This window comes from Pseudomonas sp. 210_17 TE3656 (assembly GCF_054821965.1).
Genome location: NZ_JBTRBC010000001.1, coordinates 517,930 through 531,273, shown reverse-complemented (window position 1 = coordinate 531,273; position 13,344 = coordinate 517,930). Strand labels below are relative to the sequence as shown.

The window sequence follows — 13,344 nt, the reverse complement described above, 5'->3', positions numbered from 1 at the left end:
AACAGAACAACAAAGAGATCCTGACCATGGCACTTACCCGCGAACAAATGGCCCAGCGCGTCGCCCGCGAACTCCAGGACGGCTACTACGTCAACCTCGGCATCGGCATCCCGACCCTGGTGGCCAACTACGTCCCGGCCGATATGGACGTGATGCTGCAGTCGGAAAACGGCCTGCTGGGCATGGGCGAATTCCCGACCGAAGCGCAGCTCGATGCCGACATGATCAACGCCGGCAAACAAACCGTGACCGCCCGCCGTGGCGCGTCGATTTTCAGCTCCGCCGAATCCTTCGCGATGATCCGTGGCGGTCACGTTGACCTCACGGTGCTGGGCGCTTTCGAAGTGGACGTGGAAGGCAACATCGCCTCCTGGATGATCCCCGGCAAGCTGGTCAAGGGCATGGGCGGCGCCATGGATCTGGTGGCCGGTGCCGACAACATCATCGTCACCATGACCCACGCCTCCAAGGACGGTGAGTCCAAACTGCTGCCGCGCTGCAGCCTGCCGCTGACCGGTGCTGGTTGCATCCGCAAGGTGCTGACCGACCTGGCTTACCTGGAGATCGAAAACGGCGCCTTCATCCTGCGCGAAACCGCGCCGGGGGTGACGGTGGAGGAAATCATCGAGAAGACCGCTGGCAAGCTGATCGTGCCGGATGATGTGAAAGAGATGACGTTTTAATTTCAGGTAGTTCATTCGGACCTCATCGCGGGGCAAGCCCGCTCCCACAGGTGCAGATGTGCCTGTGGGAGCGGGCTTGCCCCGCGATGAGGTCTTCGCTATGCCAAAAAAACAACGATAAAAGGAAAATAACGTGGCCGCTGATATCCAAGACAGCCGCTCCGCTCGCTTTGCCCTGCGTTGCTCAAGCTGGGCTGAACGCTGGTTCCCCGACTCCTGGGTGTTTGCCGCCCTGGCAGTCATACTGGTCTCCGTCGCCGCCCTGGCCATGGGCGGCAAGCCTACCGATACCGCCAAGGCCTTTGGCGACGGTTTCTGGAGCCTGATTCCGTTCACCATGCAGATGGCCTTCGTGGTCATCGGCGGCTATGTAGTCGCCAGTTCTCCCCCAGCCGTCAAATTGATCGACCGCCTGGCGCGGCTCCCGAAGAACGGTCGCTCGGCGGTGTGCTGGGTGGCGCTGATTTCGATGCTGGCGTCGTTGCTCAACTGGGGCCTGTCGCTGGTGTTTGGCGGCTTGCTGGTACGCGCCCTGGCGCGCCGTACCGACCTGCGCATGGATTACCGCGCCGCTGGCGCTGCCGTTTACCTGGGCCTGGGCGCCGTCTGGGCCCTGGGCCTGTCTTCGTCGGCGGCGCAGTTGCAGGCCAACCCGGCCAGCCTGCCACCGTCGATTCTGGCCATCACTGGCGTGATCCCGTTCACCGAAACCATTTTCCTCTGGCAGTCGGGCGTAATGCTCCTGGCGTTGGTACTGGTTTCCCTGGTCGTGGCTTACGCCACCGCACCGGGGCCAGGCAGTGCCCGTAGCGCTCAAGATTGCGGCATCGACCCTAGTTTTTCGCTACCACCGCCGCCGCAACGCACCCGGCCGGGCGAGTGGCTGGAATACAGCCCGATCCTGATCCTGCTGCTGGTAGCGCTGGCGGCGGGCTGGTTGTACAACGAGTTCACGACCAAACCTGCGATCACCGCGATTTCCGGGCTGAACACCTACAACCTGCTGTTCATCATGCTCGGTGCCTTGCTGCAGTGGCGCCCGCGCAATTTTCTCGACGCAGTCGCCCGCGCAGTGCCGACCACCACCGGGGTGCTGATCCAGTTCCCGTTGTACGGCTCGATCGCGGCAATCCTGACCCAGGTTAAAGGGGTCGATGCGCAAACGTTGGCGCATCACATCTCGACTTTCTTTGTGCAGATCGCTACCCACGACACCTACGCGCTGCTGATGGGCGTGTACTCGGCGGTGTTGGGCTTCTTCATTCCTTCCGGCGGCGGCAAGTGGATCATCGAAGCGCCGTACGTGATGCTGGTGGCCAATGACCTGCAGTACCACCTGGGCTGGGCAGTGCAGATCTACAACGCCGCCGAGGCGTTGCCGAACCTGATCAACCCGTTCTACATGCTGCCGCTGCTGGGGGTGCTGGGCCTGAAGGCGCGCGACCTGATCGGCTTCTCCTTCGTGCAGTTGCTGGTGCATGTTCCGCTGGTGCTGTTCCTGCTGTGGCTGCTCGGTACCACGTTGCAATACACGCCACCGGTGATGCCGACGCCGGCCGGCTGAGTGCTGCTCGGTGGGAGCAACTGTCTTTGTGGGAGCGGGCTTGCCCCGCGATGCGATGTGACTGACTGATCGCAATCGCGGGGCAAGCCAGCTCCCACAGCAGAGGCCGCTTTCAAAGCACCAGGTCAAGACAGTTGCTCCCAACGGAGGTGTCACTGACTGATCAACTGGGGATCATCGCAAAGCCGACGCCGAAACGGTTCCAGGCGTTGATAGTGGCGATGGCCAGGGTCAGGTTGGCCACCTCGGCTTCGCTGAAGTGTTCAAGCAGGGCGCGGTACTGGTGTTCCGGTGCATGGCGGTCAGGCAGGCGGGTCAGGCTTTCGGTCCAGGCCAGGGCCGCACGCTCACGGGGCGTGAAGAAAGCGGTATCTTCCCAGACACTCAGGGTTTGCAGGCGAGCCTCGGTTTCGCCGGCCTTGCGCGCATCATTGGCGTGCATGTTGACGCAGTAGGCACAGCCGTTGATCTGCGAAGCGCGCAGGCGGATCAGCTCCAGCAGCGAAGTTTCCAGCCCGGACTTGCCCAGGGCCATTTCCAGGCCGACCATTGCCTTGTAGGCCTCAGGCGAGTGCTTGGCCCATTCGATACGATTGCTCATCTCTGTTCTCCGGTAAGTTCCGCATCAGGCGGCGATGGCACTACCTTAGCGCCGCTGCGGTGATGCTCGAATAGCCAATTGCGGCGAATCTCAGGAGGCCAATCAACCGAGGGTCTGCAAGGTGTCACGCACCCGGTCGAGGGCCGGGTCGATGTCCAGCAGTTCGATCGCGCCAAAACCCAGCAACAGCCCGGAACGTATCGGTGCCTGGGCATAGAAGGGCGCCAGCGAGTAGAGCCCGACTTCGACCTTGCGCGCCATGTTGATCAGGAACTCCACCTCCAGGCCGCCCTTGGTCAGGGCGCTCAGGTGATAGCCGGCGGTGGCCGGAATCACCTCGAACCAGGGCGCCAGGTCGCCCTGCAAACGTTGCAGGATCCGTTCGCGACGCGCGGCATAGACCTCATGCACGCGGCGGATATGTTTGAGCAATGCACCTTCGCTGATAAAGCGGGCCAGTGCCCACTGGTTCAGGGTCGGGGTGTGCCAGTCGGTCAGTTGCTTGGCAACACAGATGGCTTCGCGCAGCGCCTCGGGGACGATGGCGTAGCCCAGGCGCAGTTCCGGCAACAAGGTTTTCGAGAAGGTCCCGACATAGGCCACCAGGCCATGACGGTCCATGCTCTGCAGTGAGTCGGTGGGCCGGCCTTCGTAGCGGAACTCACTGTCGTAGTCGTCTTCGATGATGATTGCGCCCAATGCCGCGGCGCGCTCCAGCAGGGCCTGGCGACGTGCCAGGCTCATCGGCATGCCCAGCGGGAACTGGTGCGAGGGGGTGACGTAGATCAGCCGGGTGCCTTCGGCAATCTGCTCCACGCACAGGCCCTGGTCATCCACGGGCACGTACTGCAGCTGCGCGCCCTGAGACAGGAACAGCTGGCGTGCCGGGGTGTAGCCGGGATCTTCCATGGCCACTCGGCAGCCAGGTTCGATCAGGATCCGGGCGATCAGGTCCAGGGCCTGCTGGGCGCCGTTGCATACCAGTACATCGCTACTGTGGCACCGTACACCACGGGCGAAGGCGATATGCCGGGCGATGGCTTCGCGCAGCTCCGGCAAACCCTGATGGGCTGCGTAGCGGGCGCTGCCGCGACGGATCTGGCGCAGCGCGTACTGGTTGCAGCGGCGCCAGTCATCGAAAGGGAACTGGGCCTTGCTCGAAGCACCGCCGATGAAGTCGTAGCGCAAGGTACTGGGCGCCAGGTCAGCCAGCAGGTTGGATCGGGAACGCCATTTGGCCAGGGTCGCGGCGCTTGCCAGGGGGATGGCGGGGCCAGCGGGCGCTAAACGGGTCGAGGCCGGGGTAATGAAGGTGCCCTTGCCGACCTTGCCGCTGAGCAGGTTGTCGTAGGTCAGGCGCGAGTAGGCTTCGGCCACGGTCTTGCGTGACACGCCCAATTGTTCGGCCAGCAGCCGGGTTGGCGGCAACTGCGTGCCGGCGGCCAGGCGCCCGCTGTCGATACCCTCGCGCAGTTGCTGGTAGAGCTGTTCGGCCAGACCTTTGCTGCCTCGCAGGCTGATGTGAAGTTCCATGCTGGGGTGAATCCGTGCGCCATTGACTGGCATCGAGATTACCCGATTTACCCTGAAACTGCCGTTGATCCCCTCGACCGACGCCTTGGCGCAGGCGCGCCACACTTTAGAAGTCGGGGTTCTCCGGCACGTCGGCGAACCTCTTGCGCACATAGGAGCGTCGCCATGTACCTGCGAACTCTGCTGGGCCTGGGGCTGTTGCTTACCGCCAGCGCCCAAGCCGCCGAATCAATCGCTGTGTATCACTACGGCATGCCGCTGGATATCGCTCGGGTGGTGGCCATGAGCGAGCCTGAAACCGACCTCTGCGATGTGGTGCAGGCCAGCATGGTCTATATCGACTCGGCCGGCCAGCAACACACCCTGCAGTACCTGAAGCTAGCCCTGGCCTGCAGCGATCAAGGTTAGTCCCAGGCCGGTGCCAGGCTTTCCGGGCTGGTCAGGCGCAGGCCGCTGTCGAGGGCGGCGATTTTCGCCATGTCTGCATCGCTGAGCCTGAGTTCGCGGGCCTTGAGGTTGCTGGCGAGATTCTCGCGGCGGGTCGAAGACGGGATTACCGCATAGCCCAGCTGCATGGCCCAGGCCAGGGTAACCTGCGCCGGGGTGGCGTTGTATTGCCCGGCGATTGCCTGGATCACCGGATCTTGCAGAACCTTGCCATAACCCAGGGTCATGTATGAGGTCACGACGATGCCCTGGCTGTGCATGAACTCGACCAGCTTGCGGTTCTGCAGGTAGGGGTGCAGTTCGATCTGGTTGGTGGCGATGGCGTCTTTGCCGACCACGTCGATGGCCTGGCGCAGCAGGTCGATGGTGAAGTTGGACACGCCGATCTGGCGGGTCAGGCCCTGGTCACGGGCTTCGGCCAAGGCGCTCATGAACTCACTGACTGCAACAGCACCTTTGGGCGATGGCCAGTGGATCAGGGTCAGGTCCAGGTAGTCGCTGCGCAGCTTGCTCAGGCTGTCCTTCAGGCTGGGGATCAGCTTGTCGGCGCTAAGGTTTTCGATCCAGATCTTGCTGGTCAGGAACAGCTGGTCGCGGGGGATGCCGCTGGCGGCAACGGCGCTGCCGACTTCGGCTTCGTTGCCGTAGATTTGCGCGGTGTCGATGGCCCGGTAGCCGAGTTCCAGGGCCTGGCTGACCGAGTCGATCACCACCTGGTCTTTAAGGCGAAAGGTACCGAGGCCGAGCAGGGGAATGGACATGGGAGGGCTCCTTGTGAAGGGCTGTTGAAATGAGGCGTGCAGTATTGCGACTGCGCGCCTGAGGAAAAATCCCTGCGCCGACACAACTTTTTTGCCGCCGACGCACGAATCGGCAGAGCCTGGTGGTAGCCTTGCAGCGTCAGTCGCAATGGATCTGGTCATGACCCAGCACAAGCTCAGCATTCGCCAACGCAATGTCGACAATATCCTCCTGGCCGCCGAGCAGGTCTTTGCTGAGAAGGGCTACGCCGGTACTGCCATGGCCGACATCGCCGAGGCGGCGCAGTTGCCGCGCAGCAATGTGCACTATTACTTCAGCACCAAAGCCGAGCTGTACCAGGCGGTGTTGTTCGGCCTGCTTGAAGTATGGAAGCAGGATGCCTTGTGCTTTGAGCTTTACGACGATCCGCGCATCGTGCTGAGCAGCTACATCCGCGCCAAGATGAACCATTCACGCACGCGCCCCTATGGTTCCAAGGTCTGGGCCAACGAGATCATCCATGGCGCGCCCAACCTCGGCGCGGCGCTCGACGACCCGCTGTATGACTGGGCCAAGATGAAGGAAGCGAAGATCCGCCAGTGGATCGACGATGGCCGCATCCTCGCGGTGGAGCCCTCGGGGCTGTTGTACATGATCTGGGCGTCGACCCAGCACTACGCCGATTTCAGCCATCAGGTCGGCTTGCTCAATGACCACCAGCCGCTCACCGACCTGCAATTTGAGCGGGCGGTGCAGACGGTGACCAGTGTGATCTTGCGCGGGATCGGGTTGGAGCCGTAGGCCCGCTCCCACAGGGATAGTTAGTTCTTGCCGGCAAATGCCTTCAGCCCGTCACCTTCAAGGCGATAGCGCACCCACTCGTCCTGGGGCTGGGCACCCAATGAGCGGTAGAACTGAATCGCTGGCTCGTTCCAGTCCAGCACGCTCCACTCCAGGCGGCCACAGCCGTTCTCGCAGGCCTCCACGGCGATATGGCGCAACAGCTGTTTACCCGCACCCCCGCCACGTTGGTCGGGGGTGATGTACAGGTCTTCGAGGTAGATGCCGTTGCGTCCCAGCCAGGTCGAGTAACTGTAGAAGTAGACCGCGTAGCCGATGGCCTGTCCGTCGCGTTCACAGATCAGGCTCAGGGCCTTGGCGCCGTCGTCGAACAGGGTGCGTTCGATATCGGCGACGCTGGCAATCACTTCGTGGCGGGCGCGTTCGTAGTCGGCAAGCTCGGTGATGAAGGCAAGAATCTGGGCCGCGTCGTCGCGGCGGGCAGGGCGGATGTGCAAGGTCATGGCTGGCTTCCGGCAGGTGGACTGTTGGCGCTCATGTTAATGGCAAGCGCGTGGCAATAGGCGAATTGTGCCGGGCATTCTATGCTTGCTTGCGACTTTTTCACTGACGAACAAGGACTCAACAATGAGCTGGTCCGCGACGCAGTACAGCACCTTCGAAAACGAGCGCACCCGACCGGTGCGCGACCTGGTGGCGGCATTGGTGCAGCAGAACATCCGCACGGCTGTCGATCTGGGCTGCGGCCCGGGCAATTCGACCCAGGTACTGGCCGAGCGTTATCCGGCGGCAGCAGTCAGTGGCATCGACAGCTCCGAGGACATGATCCAGGCCGCACGCCAGCGCCTGCCAACTATCGACTTCGCCCTGGGCGACATTGCCAGCTGGACCGCGCCCGAGGGTGTGGATGTGATCCTCGCCAACGCTTCGCTGCAGTGGCTGCCCGATCATGCCGAGTTGTATCCGCACCTGGTCAGGCAACTGACCGAGGGCGGCAGCCTGGCCATCCAGACCCCGGACAATCTCGACGAGCCGGCCCATCACCGGGCCCGCGAGATCGCCAGCCAAGGCCCATGGGCTGACAAGATCGCTGCAATCAAGCATCCGCCACGACATACCGCTGCCGAGTACTACGACATCCTCAGCCGCCATTGCCGCCAGGTCGAAGTGTGGTGTACCACCTATTACCATCCTTTGACGGGCGGGGCGCAGGCGGTAGTGGAGTGGTTCAAGGGCTCAGCCTTGCGTCCGTACCTGGCGGCACTGGACGGCGATGAACAGCAAGGTTTCCTCACGGAGTACCTGCACGCCATGGAGAAAGACTACCCGGCAGCGGCCGACGGCAAGGTGCTGTTGCCATTCCCGCGGCTGTTCATTGTCGCGACGCGCTGAAGGCCGGCTCAGCGGCTGGGCTGCCGGCGCGGCCACTGGCGGATTACCTGCAGGTAAACCAGGACATTGACCAGTACCACCACCGAGCCCAGCAACACCTGAATACCCGGCGTCAGCCCCGCCGGGTAGATGACCGGCAGAATGTAATGCTCGATGAAACCGCCCTCGTAACCGGCCTGGCCCGCAGCCTGACGCAAGTGGTTTTCCCAGTCGGTGAGCGGGCAGAACAGGTGAAAGAATTCCACCGCGATGCCCCAGCACACGGCCGGCAGGTGCCACCACAGGACCCCGCGCCACTTGAGCACCAGCAAGCCGCCGAACAGCACGAACAGAATGAACAACAGGTGAAACAGCACCAGACCATCGGCGCTCAGGCGGTACAGCATGGCAGAGGCTTCCTCGAGGTAAACATTCCTTGTACGCACCATGATAAAGGCAAACCGCCAAGGGTCGTCGCGGCCTGATGACAGGCGTTGTCCTGAGCGCATCGAACAGGCATGCTGGCGCCTTTCTGTCTGCGGAAACCGCCATGGACGCTTCCACACTTTTGCTCTACATCATCGCCGCCGGTGCGGTGATGATCACCCCAGGCCCGGCTATGCTCCTGGCGCTCAATAACGGCGCTACTCACGGCATGCGCGTGGCCGGCTTCGGCATGGCCGGGGCGATGCTCTCCGACCTGCTGCTGATCGCCGCCGTTGGCTGTGGCCTGGGTGCCTTGTTGCAGGCCTCCGAACAACTGTTCAGCCTGGTCAAATGGGTCGGTGCGGTGTACCTGCTGTACCTGGCCTGGGTGCTCTGGCATGCACCGAGCAATGCCCTGGAGCGGGTGCCGATGAATACCGGCGCCAGTGGCCGTTCAGCCTTTTTGCGCGCGCTGTTCGTTGGCTTGTCCAATCCCAAGGGGCTGCTGTTCTTCTCGGCATTCCTGCCACAGTTCATTCGTCCCGACCAGCCAGTGGCCGAACAGTACCTGGTGCTGGCGATCACCAGTGCCGCCCTCGACGGGGTGATGATGGCGGTCTATGCCTACGGTGGCCGGCATGCCATGCGGCGTTTTTCGGCGCGCACCCTGCAATGGATCAATCGCAGCTGCGCCGGGATGCTGGCGGCGCTGGCGGTGGGCTTGAGCCTCTATCGACGCAGCGATATGCACTGAGGACAAACAACGAGGGAGGATCACTGATCCTCCCTCGTTGTTTGTGGCCACGCCTCAGGAGGCTTCGCGGTAGGGGTTGCGCGGATCATGCTGCCAGTCGAGGAACGGCTTGCCGGTGTCTTGCGGCACCATCTCGATACAGTCCTGCACCGGGCAGGTGATCTGGCACAGGTTGCAGCCCACGCACTCGGCGTCGATCACCTCGTAGCGGTGGCTGCCATCGGCCTGTTTGAGGTTGGCGATGGCCTGGTGCGAGGTGTCTTCGCAGGCGATATGGCAGCGTCCGCAGCCGATGCAGGCGTCCTGATCGATTTTGGCGATGACCTGGTAGTTGATGTCCAGGTACTTCCAGTCGGTGGTGTGGCCCACGGCGCGACCGCTGAAGTCCTGCAGGTTGCGGTAGCCCTGACTGTCCATCCAGCGCGAGAGGCCGTCCTTCATGTCTTCGACGATGCGAAAGCCATGCAGCATCGCTGCAGTGCATACCTGCACGGCGCCGCAGCCCAGGGCAATGAACTCGGCGGCGTCGCGCCAGCTGCCGATGCCGCCGATGCCGCTGATCGGCAGACCGCGGGTGGCCGGGTCGCGGGCGATTTCGGCGACCATGTTCAGGGCAATCGGTTTGACCGCCGAGCCGCAGTAGCCGCCGTGGGTGCTCATGTCACCGACAATCGGCAGGGCGACCATGCGTTCGAGGTCGACGCTGGTGATCGAGTTGATGGTGTTGATCAGCGACACCGCATCGGCGCCGCCACGATGGGCGGCGCGCGCGGACTGGCGGATGTCGGTGATGTTGGGGGTTAGTTTGACGATCACCGGCAGCGAGCAATGGGTCTTGCACCAGCGGGTCACCTGTTCGACATACTCCGGCACCTGACCGACCGCCGCACCCATGCCGCGCTCGGGCATGCCGTGAGGGCAGCCGAAGTTCAGTTCGATACCGTCGGCACCGGTGGCCTCCACCAGCGGCAGGATGGCCTTCCACGATTCCTCGACGCAGGGCACCATCAACGACACGATCAGCGCGCGGTCGGGCCAGTCCTTTTTCACCTGGGTGATTTCGCGCAGGTTGATTCCCAGCGAGCGGTCGGTGATCAGCTCGATGTTGTTGATGCCCATGACCTCGCGGTTGACCCCGTAGTGGGCCGAGTAGCGCGACGACACGTTGACCGCGGCCGGGTCTTCGCCAAGGGTTTTCCAGACCACGCCGCCCCAGCCGGCCTGGAACGCACGGACCACGTTATAGGCTTTGTCGGTAGGCGGCGCCGAGGCCAGCCAGAACGGGTTGGGCGCTTTGATGCCAGCGAATTCGATCGACAGGTCAGCCATTATGCAGCCTCCACATTGAGCATCAGTTGCGCATGCATGGCCTCGGCGGCCAGCTTGCCGTGCTGCACGGCCTGGACGGTGAGGTCCTGGCCGAGGTGAGTACAGTCGCCGCCGGCGTACACGCCGGGCAGGCTGGTGCGCATGTGTTCATCGACGCGAATGCGCTCGCCGTCACGGGCCAGTGTTTGCGCGCTGCTGTCACTCAGCGCCTGATCGTCGAAGGCCTGGCCGATGGCTTTGAAAATGGCGTCGGCGGCCAGTTCGAAGGTTTCTCCTGTGGACTGCAAGCGGCCATCGACCATTTGCGTGCGGGCAAAGCGCATGCCGCGTACCCGGCCTTGCTCGTCGAGCAGCACTTGTTCAGGTTGGGCCCAGGTCAACAGGCGTACCTGGTTTTCCTTGGCGATGTGCTGTTCATGCTCGGTAGCGCCCATGTCCTCGAAACCGCGGCGGTACACCAGATTGACATCGCGAGCACCGAGACGGGCCATCTGCACGGCCATGTCGATGGCGGTATTGCCGGCACCGAGGACGATGCAGCGGTCGGCCACCGGCAGGGTGGTCAGATCGCTGGCTTGACGCAGTTCGCGGATATAGTCGGTGGCGGCGAGCATGCCGGGGGCGCTTTCGTCGGCCAGGCCCAGGTGGCGACTGGCGTTCAGGCCAAGACCTAGGAACACCGCATCGAACTGGTGTTGCAGCTCGGCCAGGCTGAGGTTTTCGCCGAGCACCTGGCCATGGCGGATTTCGATACCGCCGATCTGCAGGACGAAGTCCACTTCGCGCTGGGCGAAGTCATCGACCACCTTGTACTTGGCAATCCCGTATTCATTCAGGCCGCCGGCCTTGGGCCGGGCTTCGAAGATCACCACATCGTGGCCGTGCCAGGCCAGGCGATGGGCACAGGACAGACCTGCAGGCCCGGCACCGACCACGGCAATGCGCTTGCCGGTGCTGGCGGCGCGCTGGAAGGGGTGCTCTTTGAACTCGGCGTGGTCCAGGGCATAACGTTGCAGCAGGCCGATCAGTACCGGGGCGCACTCCTGGTGATGGTTGCGCACACAGGCCTGCTGGCAGAGGATTTCGGTCGGGCAGACCCGCGCGCAGCTGCCGCCGAGGATGTTGGCCGAGAGGATTTTTTCCGCCGCACCCTGGACGTTCTCCTGGTGAATGTTGCGGATGAACGAGGGAATGTCGATGTCGCTGGGGCAGGCGTTGACGCACGGGGCGTCGTAGCAGTACAGGCAGCGCGAGGCTTCCACGGCGGCCTGACGTGCGTTCAGCGGTGGCGCCAGGTCGCTGAAGTGCTCGGCCAGGGCGGCATTGTCGGTGGACGGTCGGGGGAGGTGGTTGAGGGACTCGATCACGGTGGTTTCCTCTTTTTTTCTTTTTTTTGGGAAGGCTTTGCCTTCCATCGCCGGCAAGGCCGGCTCCCACAAAGGCCTGTGCAGAGGGTCCCTGTGGGAGCCGGCCTTGCCGGCGATGCTCTTCAGGATCTCAGCGCTTTACCGCTACCGGACGCTGATGCTCGGCCCGCTTGCTCAACAGATCGAACACTGCCGGATACGCCGGCCGCTCGATATAGCGCCCGGCACCTCGCTCGGCACGCAAGTCACCATTGGCCCAGACCAGCTTGCCCTGGCTGATGGTGTGGCTGGGGATGCCACGCACGGTCTTGCCTTCGAAGATGTTGAAGTCGACCTGTTGATGATGCGTCGCCGCAGAAATGGTCCGCGTGCCTTGCGGGTCCCAGAGCACCAGGTCGGCATCGGCCCCGACGCGCAGAGCACCTTTGCGCGGGAACAGGTTGAAGATCTTCGCGGTGTTGGTGGACGTCAGCGCAACGAAGTCCTGCATCGACAACCTGCCGCTGTTCACCCCTTCGTCCCAGAGCACCGCCATGCGGTCTTCGATACCGGCGGTGCCGTTGGGGATACGGCTGAAGTCATCGCGGCCCGCGCTTTTCTGCTCGGCGCAGAAGCAGCAGTGGTCGGTGGCGGTGGTGTGCAGGTTGCCCGATTGCAGGCCGCCCCACAGGGCTTCTTGGTGGCCGTCCTTGCGTGGCCGGAAGGGCGGGCTCATGACGTAGCCGGCGGCGGTTTGCCAGTCGGGATGGTGGTAGACGCTGTCGTCCAGCAGCAAGTGTCCGGCCAGCACTTCGCCATAGACCGGCTGGCCTTTGGCGCGGGCGTAGGCGATTTCGTCCAGTGCTTCGCGGGTCGACACATGCACCAGGTACACCGGTGTACCGAGGGTTTCGGCAATGCGGATGGCGCGGCTGGCCGCTTCACCCTCAACCTGGGAAGGGCGCGACAATGGATGCGCTTCCGGCCCGGTGATGCCCTGGGCGAGCAGCTTGCGCTGCAGGTGATAGACCAGCTCGCCGTTCTCGGCATGCACGGTGGGCACCGCGCCCAGCTCCAGGCAGCGCTCGAAGCTGGCGACCAGGGTGTCGTCGGCGGCCATGATCGCATTCTTGTAGGCCATGAAGTGCTTGAAGCTGTTGACGCCGTGCTGGCTTACCAGCTCGCCCATTTCCTCACGGACCCGCTCGCTCCACCAGGTGATGGCGACGTGAAAGCCGTAGTCGGAGGCGGACTTTTCAGCCCAGCCGCGCCACTGATGAAAGGCTTCGAGCAAGGATTGCTGGGGGTTGGGAATGACGAAGTCGATGATCGAGGTGGTGCCGCCGGCAAGGCCTGCAGCGGTGCCGCTATAGAAGTCCTCGCTGGCCACGGTACCCATGAAGGGCAGCTGCATATGGGTGTGCGGGTCGATGCCGCCGGGCATCAGGTACTGGCCGCTACCATCGAGAATCTCGCAGCCGTTGGGGAGGTCGAGGTCGGTGCCGATGGCCTTGATCACACCGTCGGCACAGAGCACGTCGGCACGATAACTTTCCTCATGGGTAATCAGGGTGGCACCACGAATCATAAGCGTCATCAGAGGCTCCTCGCAGGCTTGACCGGTTGATACCGGTTCTAGGTTTTGTTCTTTTTGCAGCGTAGGTCAAAACCTGTCATCGCTGTCAGGAAATGAATCTAGTAGGGCTTCAGGAAATCGGCAAATAATAAATTTATAAGCTTATAGCTGA

14 protein-coding genes are annotated in these 13,344 nt (G+C 63.0%); 6 read left to right on the top strand and 8 right to left on the bottom strand.

Annotated features, from left to right (window positions below):
* Nucleotides 1-26 precede the first annotated feature (26 nt).
* Nucleotides 27-683, top strand: a complete 657-nt coding sequence (locus ACVI9W_RS02505) for a CoA transferase subunit B (protein ID WP_038612478.1) — start codon at nt 27-29, stop codon at nt 681-683.
* A 133-nt stretch (nt 684-816) separates the two neighbouring features.
* Nucleotides 817-2,247, top strand: a complete 1,431-nt coding sequence (locus ACVI9W_RS02500) for a short-chain fatty acid transporter (protein WP_157193098.1) — start codon at nt 817-819, stop codon at nt 2,245-2,247.
* Between the two features lie 163 nt (nt 2,248-2,410).
* Here the strand turns inward: ACVI9W_RS02500 and ACVI9W_RS02495 are convergent, their stop codons facing one another.
* Nucleotides 2,411-2,848 (bottom strand): carboxymuconolactone decarboxylase family protein, encoded by a 438-nt coding sequence (locus ACVI9W_RS02495; protein WP_038612474.1) that lies wholly within the window; start codon nt 2,846-2,848, stop codon nt 2,411-2,413.
* Between the two features lie 102 nt (nt 2,849-2,950).
* A complete protein-coding gene (pdxR, locus tag ACVI9W_RS02490; RefSeq protein WP_461529084.1) occupies nt 2,951-4,381 on the bottom strand; it encodes a MocR-like pyridoxine biosynthesis transcription factor PdxR in 1,431 nt (476 codons plus the stop codon).
* Between the two features lie 165 nt (nt 4,382-4,546).
* On the opposite strand from pdxR, the gene ACVI9W_RS02485 reads away from it, so the two are divergent.
* Complete coding sequence (locus ACVI9W_RS02485; RefSeq protein ID WP_038612470.1) at nt 4,547-4,789, top strand: DUF2790 domain-containing protein; 243 nt, start codon at nt 4,547-4,549, stop codon at nt 4,787-4,789.
* Here ACVI9W_RS02485 and dkgB read toward each other — a convergent pair.
* The gene (gene dkgB, locus ACVI9W_RS02480) at nt 4,786-5,589 is read right to left on the bottom strand and encodes a 2,5-didehydrogluconate reductase DkgB (RefSeq protein ID WP_461529083.1); all 804 of its coding nucleotides are present in this window, start codon (nt 5,587-5,589) and stop codon (nt 4,786-4,788) included. The genes ACVI9W_RS02485 and dkgB overlap by 4 nt on opposite strands.
* Before the next feature lie 160 nt (nt 5,590-5,749).
* Here dkgB and ACVI9W_RS02475 point away from each other — a divergent pair, with 160 nt between their 5' ends.
* Entirely contained in the window at nt 5,750-6,370 is a 621-nt protein-coding gene (locus ACVI9W_RS02475; protein WP_038612464.1) for a TetR/AcrR family transcriptional regulator, read from the top strand.
* A 20-nt stretch (nt 6,371-6,390) separates the two neighbouring features.
* Here ACVI9W_RS02475 and ACVI9W_RS02470 read toward each other — a convergent pair whose 3' ends face one another.
* Nucleotides 6,391-6,873 (bottom strand): GNAT family N-acetyltransferase, encoded by a 483-nt coding sequence (locus ACVI9W_RS02470; RefSeq protein WP_461529082.1) that lies wholly within the window; start codon nt 6,871-6,873, stop codon nt 6,391-6,393.
* Between the two features lie 124 nt (nt 6,874-6,997).
* Between ACVI9W_RS02470 and tam the strand changes: the two genes are divergently transcribed.
* Entirely contained in the window at nt 6,998-7,762 is a 765-nt protein-coding gene (gene tam / locus ACVI9W_RS02465) for a trans-aconitate 2-methyltransferase (RefSeq protein ID WP_461529081.1), read from the top strand.
* 8 nt (nt 7,763-7,770) lie between these two features.
* Here tam and ACVI9W_RS02460 read toward each other — a convergent pair whose 3' ends face one another.
* Nucleotides 7,771-8,148: a DUF2784 domain-containing protein gene (locus ACVI9W_RS02460; protein ID WP_461529080.1), complete on the bottom strand. Its 378-nt coding sequence runs from the start codon at nt 8,146-8,148 to the stop codon at nt 7,771-7,773.
* A gap of 143 nt (nt 8,149-8,291) precedes the next feature.
* Between ACVI9W_RS02460 and ACVI9W_RS02455 the strand changes: the two genes are divergently transcribed.
* On the top strand, nt 8,292-8,921 hold the full coding sequence (locus ACVI9W_RS02455; protein ID WP_038612452.1) for a LysE family translocator: 630 nt from the start codon (nt 8,292-8,294) through the stop codon (nt 8,919-8,921).
* Between the two features lie 54 nt (nt 8,922-8,975).
* Here ACVI9W_RS02455 and preA read toward each other — a convergent pair whose 3' ends face one another.
* The 3 genes from preA to hydA form a co-directional block, all read right to left on the bottom strand.
* Nucleotides 8,976-10,253, bottom strand: a complete 1,278-nt coding sequence (preA, locus tag ACVI9W_RS02450; protein WP_461531784.1) for an NAD-dependent dihydropyrimidine dehydrogenase subunit PreA — start codon at nt 10,251-10,253, stop codon at nt 8,976-8,978.
* On the bottom strand, nt 10,250-11,617 hold the full coding sequence (locus tag ACVI9W_RS02445; protein ID WP_461529079.1) for an NAD(P)-dependent oxidoreductase: 1,368 nt from the start codon (nt 11,615-11,617) through the stop codon (nt 10,250-10,252). Before ACVI9W_RS02445 ends, preA begins: the two co-directional genes overlap by 4 nt.
* Before the next feature lie 130 nt (nt 11,618-11,747).
* Nucleotides 11,748-13,193, bottom strand: coding sequence for a dihydropyrimidinase (gene hydA, locus ACVI9W_RS02440; RefSeq protein ID WP_461529078.1), 1,446 nt, complete (start codon nt 13,191-13,193; stop codon nt 11,748-11,750).
* Nucleotides 13,194-13,344 lie beyond the last annotated feature (151 nt).

Excerpts from the sequence above, each read along its gene's own strand:
- ACVI9W_RS02505 (WP_038612478.1), top strand. The coding sequence starts at position 27 with ATGGCACTTACCCGCGAACAAATGGCCCAGCGCGTCGCCCGCGAACTC.
- ACVI9W_RS02495 (WP_038612474.1), bottom strand. The coding sequence starts at position 2,848 with ATGAGCAATCGTATCGAATGGGCCAAGCACTCGCCTGAGGCCTACAAG.
- pdxR (WP_461529084.1), bottom strand. The coding sequence starts at position 4,381 with ATGGAACTTCACATCAGCCTGCGAGGCAGCAAAGGTCTGGCCGAACAG.
- ACVI9W_RS02485 (WP_038612470.1), top strand. The coding sequence starts at position 4,547 with ATGTACCTGCGAACTCTGCTGGGCCTGGGGCTGTTGCTTACCGCCAGC.
- dkgB (WP_461529083.1), bottom strand. The coding sequence starts at position 5,589 with ATGTCCATTCCCCTGCTCGGCCTCGGTACCTTTCGCCTTAAAGACCAG.
- ACVI9W_RS02475 (WP_038612464.1), top strand. The coding sequence starts at position 5,750 with ATGACCCAGCACAAGCTCAGCATTCGCCAACGCAATGTCGACAATATC.
- ACVI9W_RS02470 (WP_461529082.1), bottom strand. The coding sequence starts at position 6,873 with ATGACCTTGCACATCCGCCCTGCCCGCCGCGACGACGCGGCCCAGATT.
- tam (WP_461529081.1), top strand. The coding sequence starts at position 6,998 with ATGAGCTGGTCCGCGACGCAGTACAGCACCTTCGAAAACGAGCGCACC.
- ACVI9W_RS02460 (WP_461529080.1), bottom strand. The coding sequence starts at position 8,148 with ATGCTGTACCGCCTGAGCGCCGATGGTCTGGTGCTGTTTCACCTGTTG.
- ACVI9W_RS02455 (WP_038612452.1), top strand. The coding sequence starts at position 8,292 with ATGGACGCTTCCACACTTTTGCTCTACATCATCGCCGCCGGTGCGGTG.
- hydA (WP_461529078.1), bottom strand. The coding sequence starts at position 13,193 with ATGACGCTTATGATTCGTGGTGCCACCCTGATTACCCATGAGGAAAGT.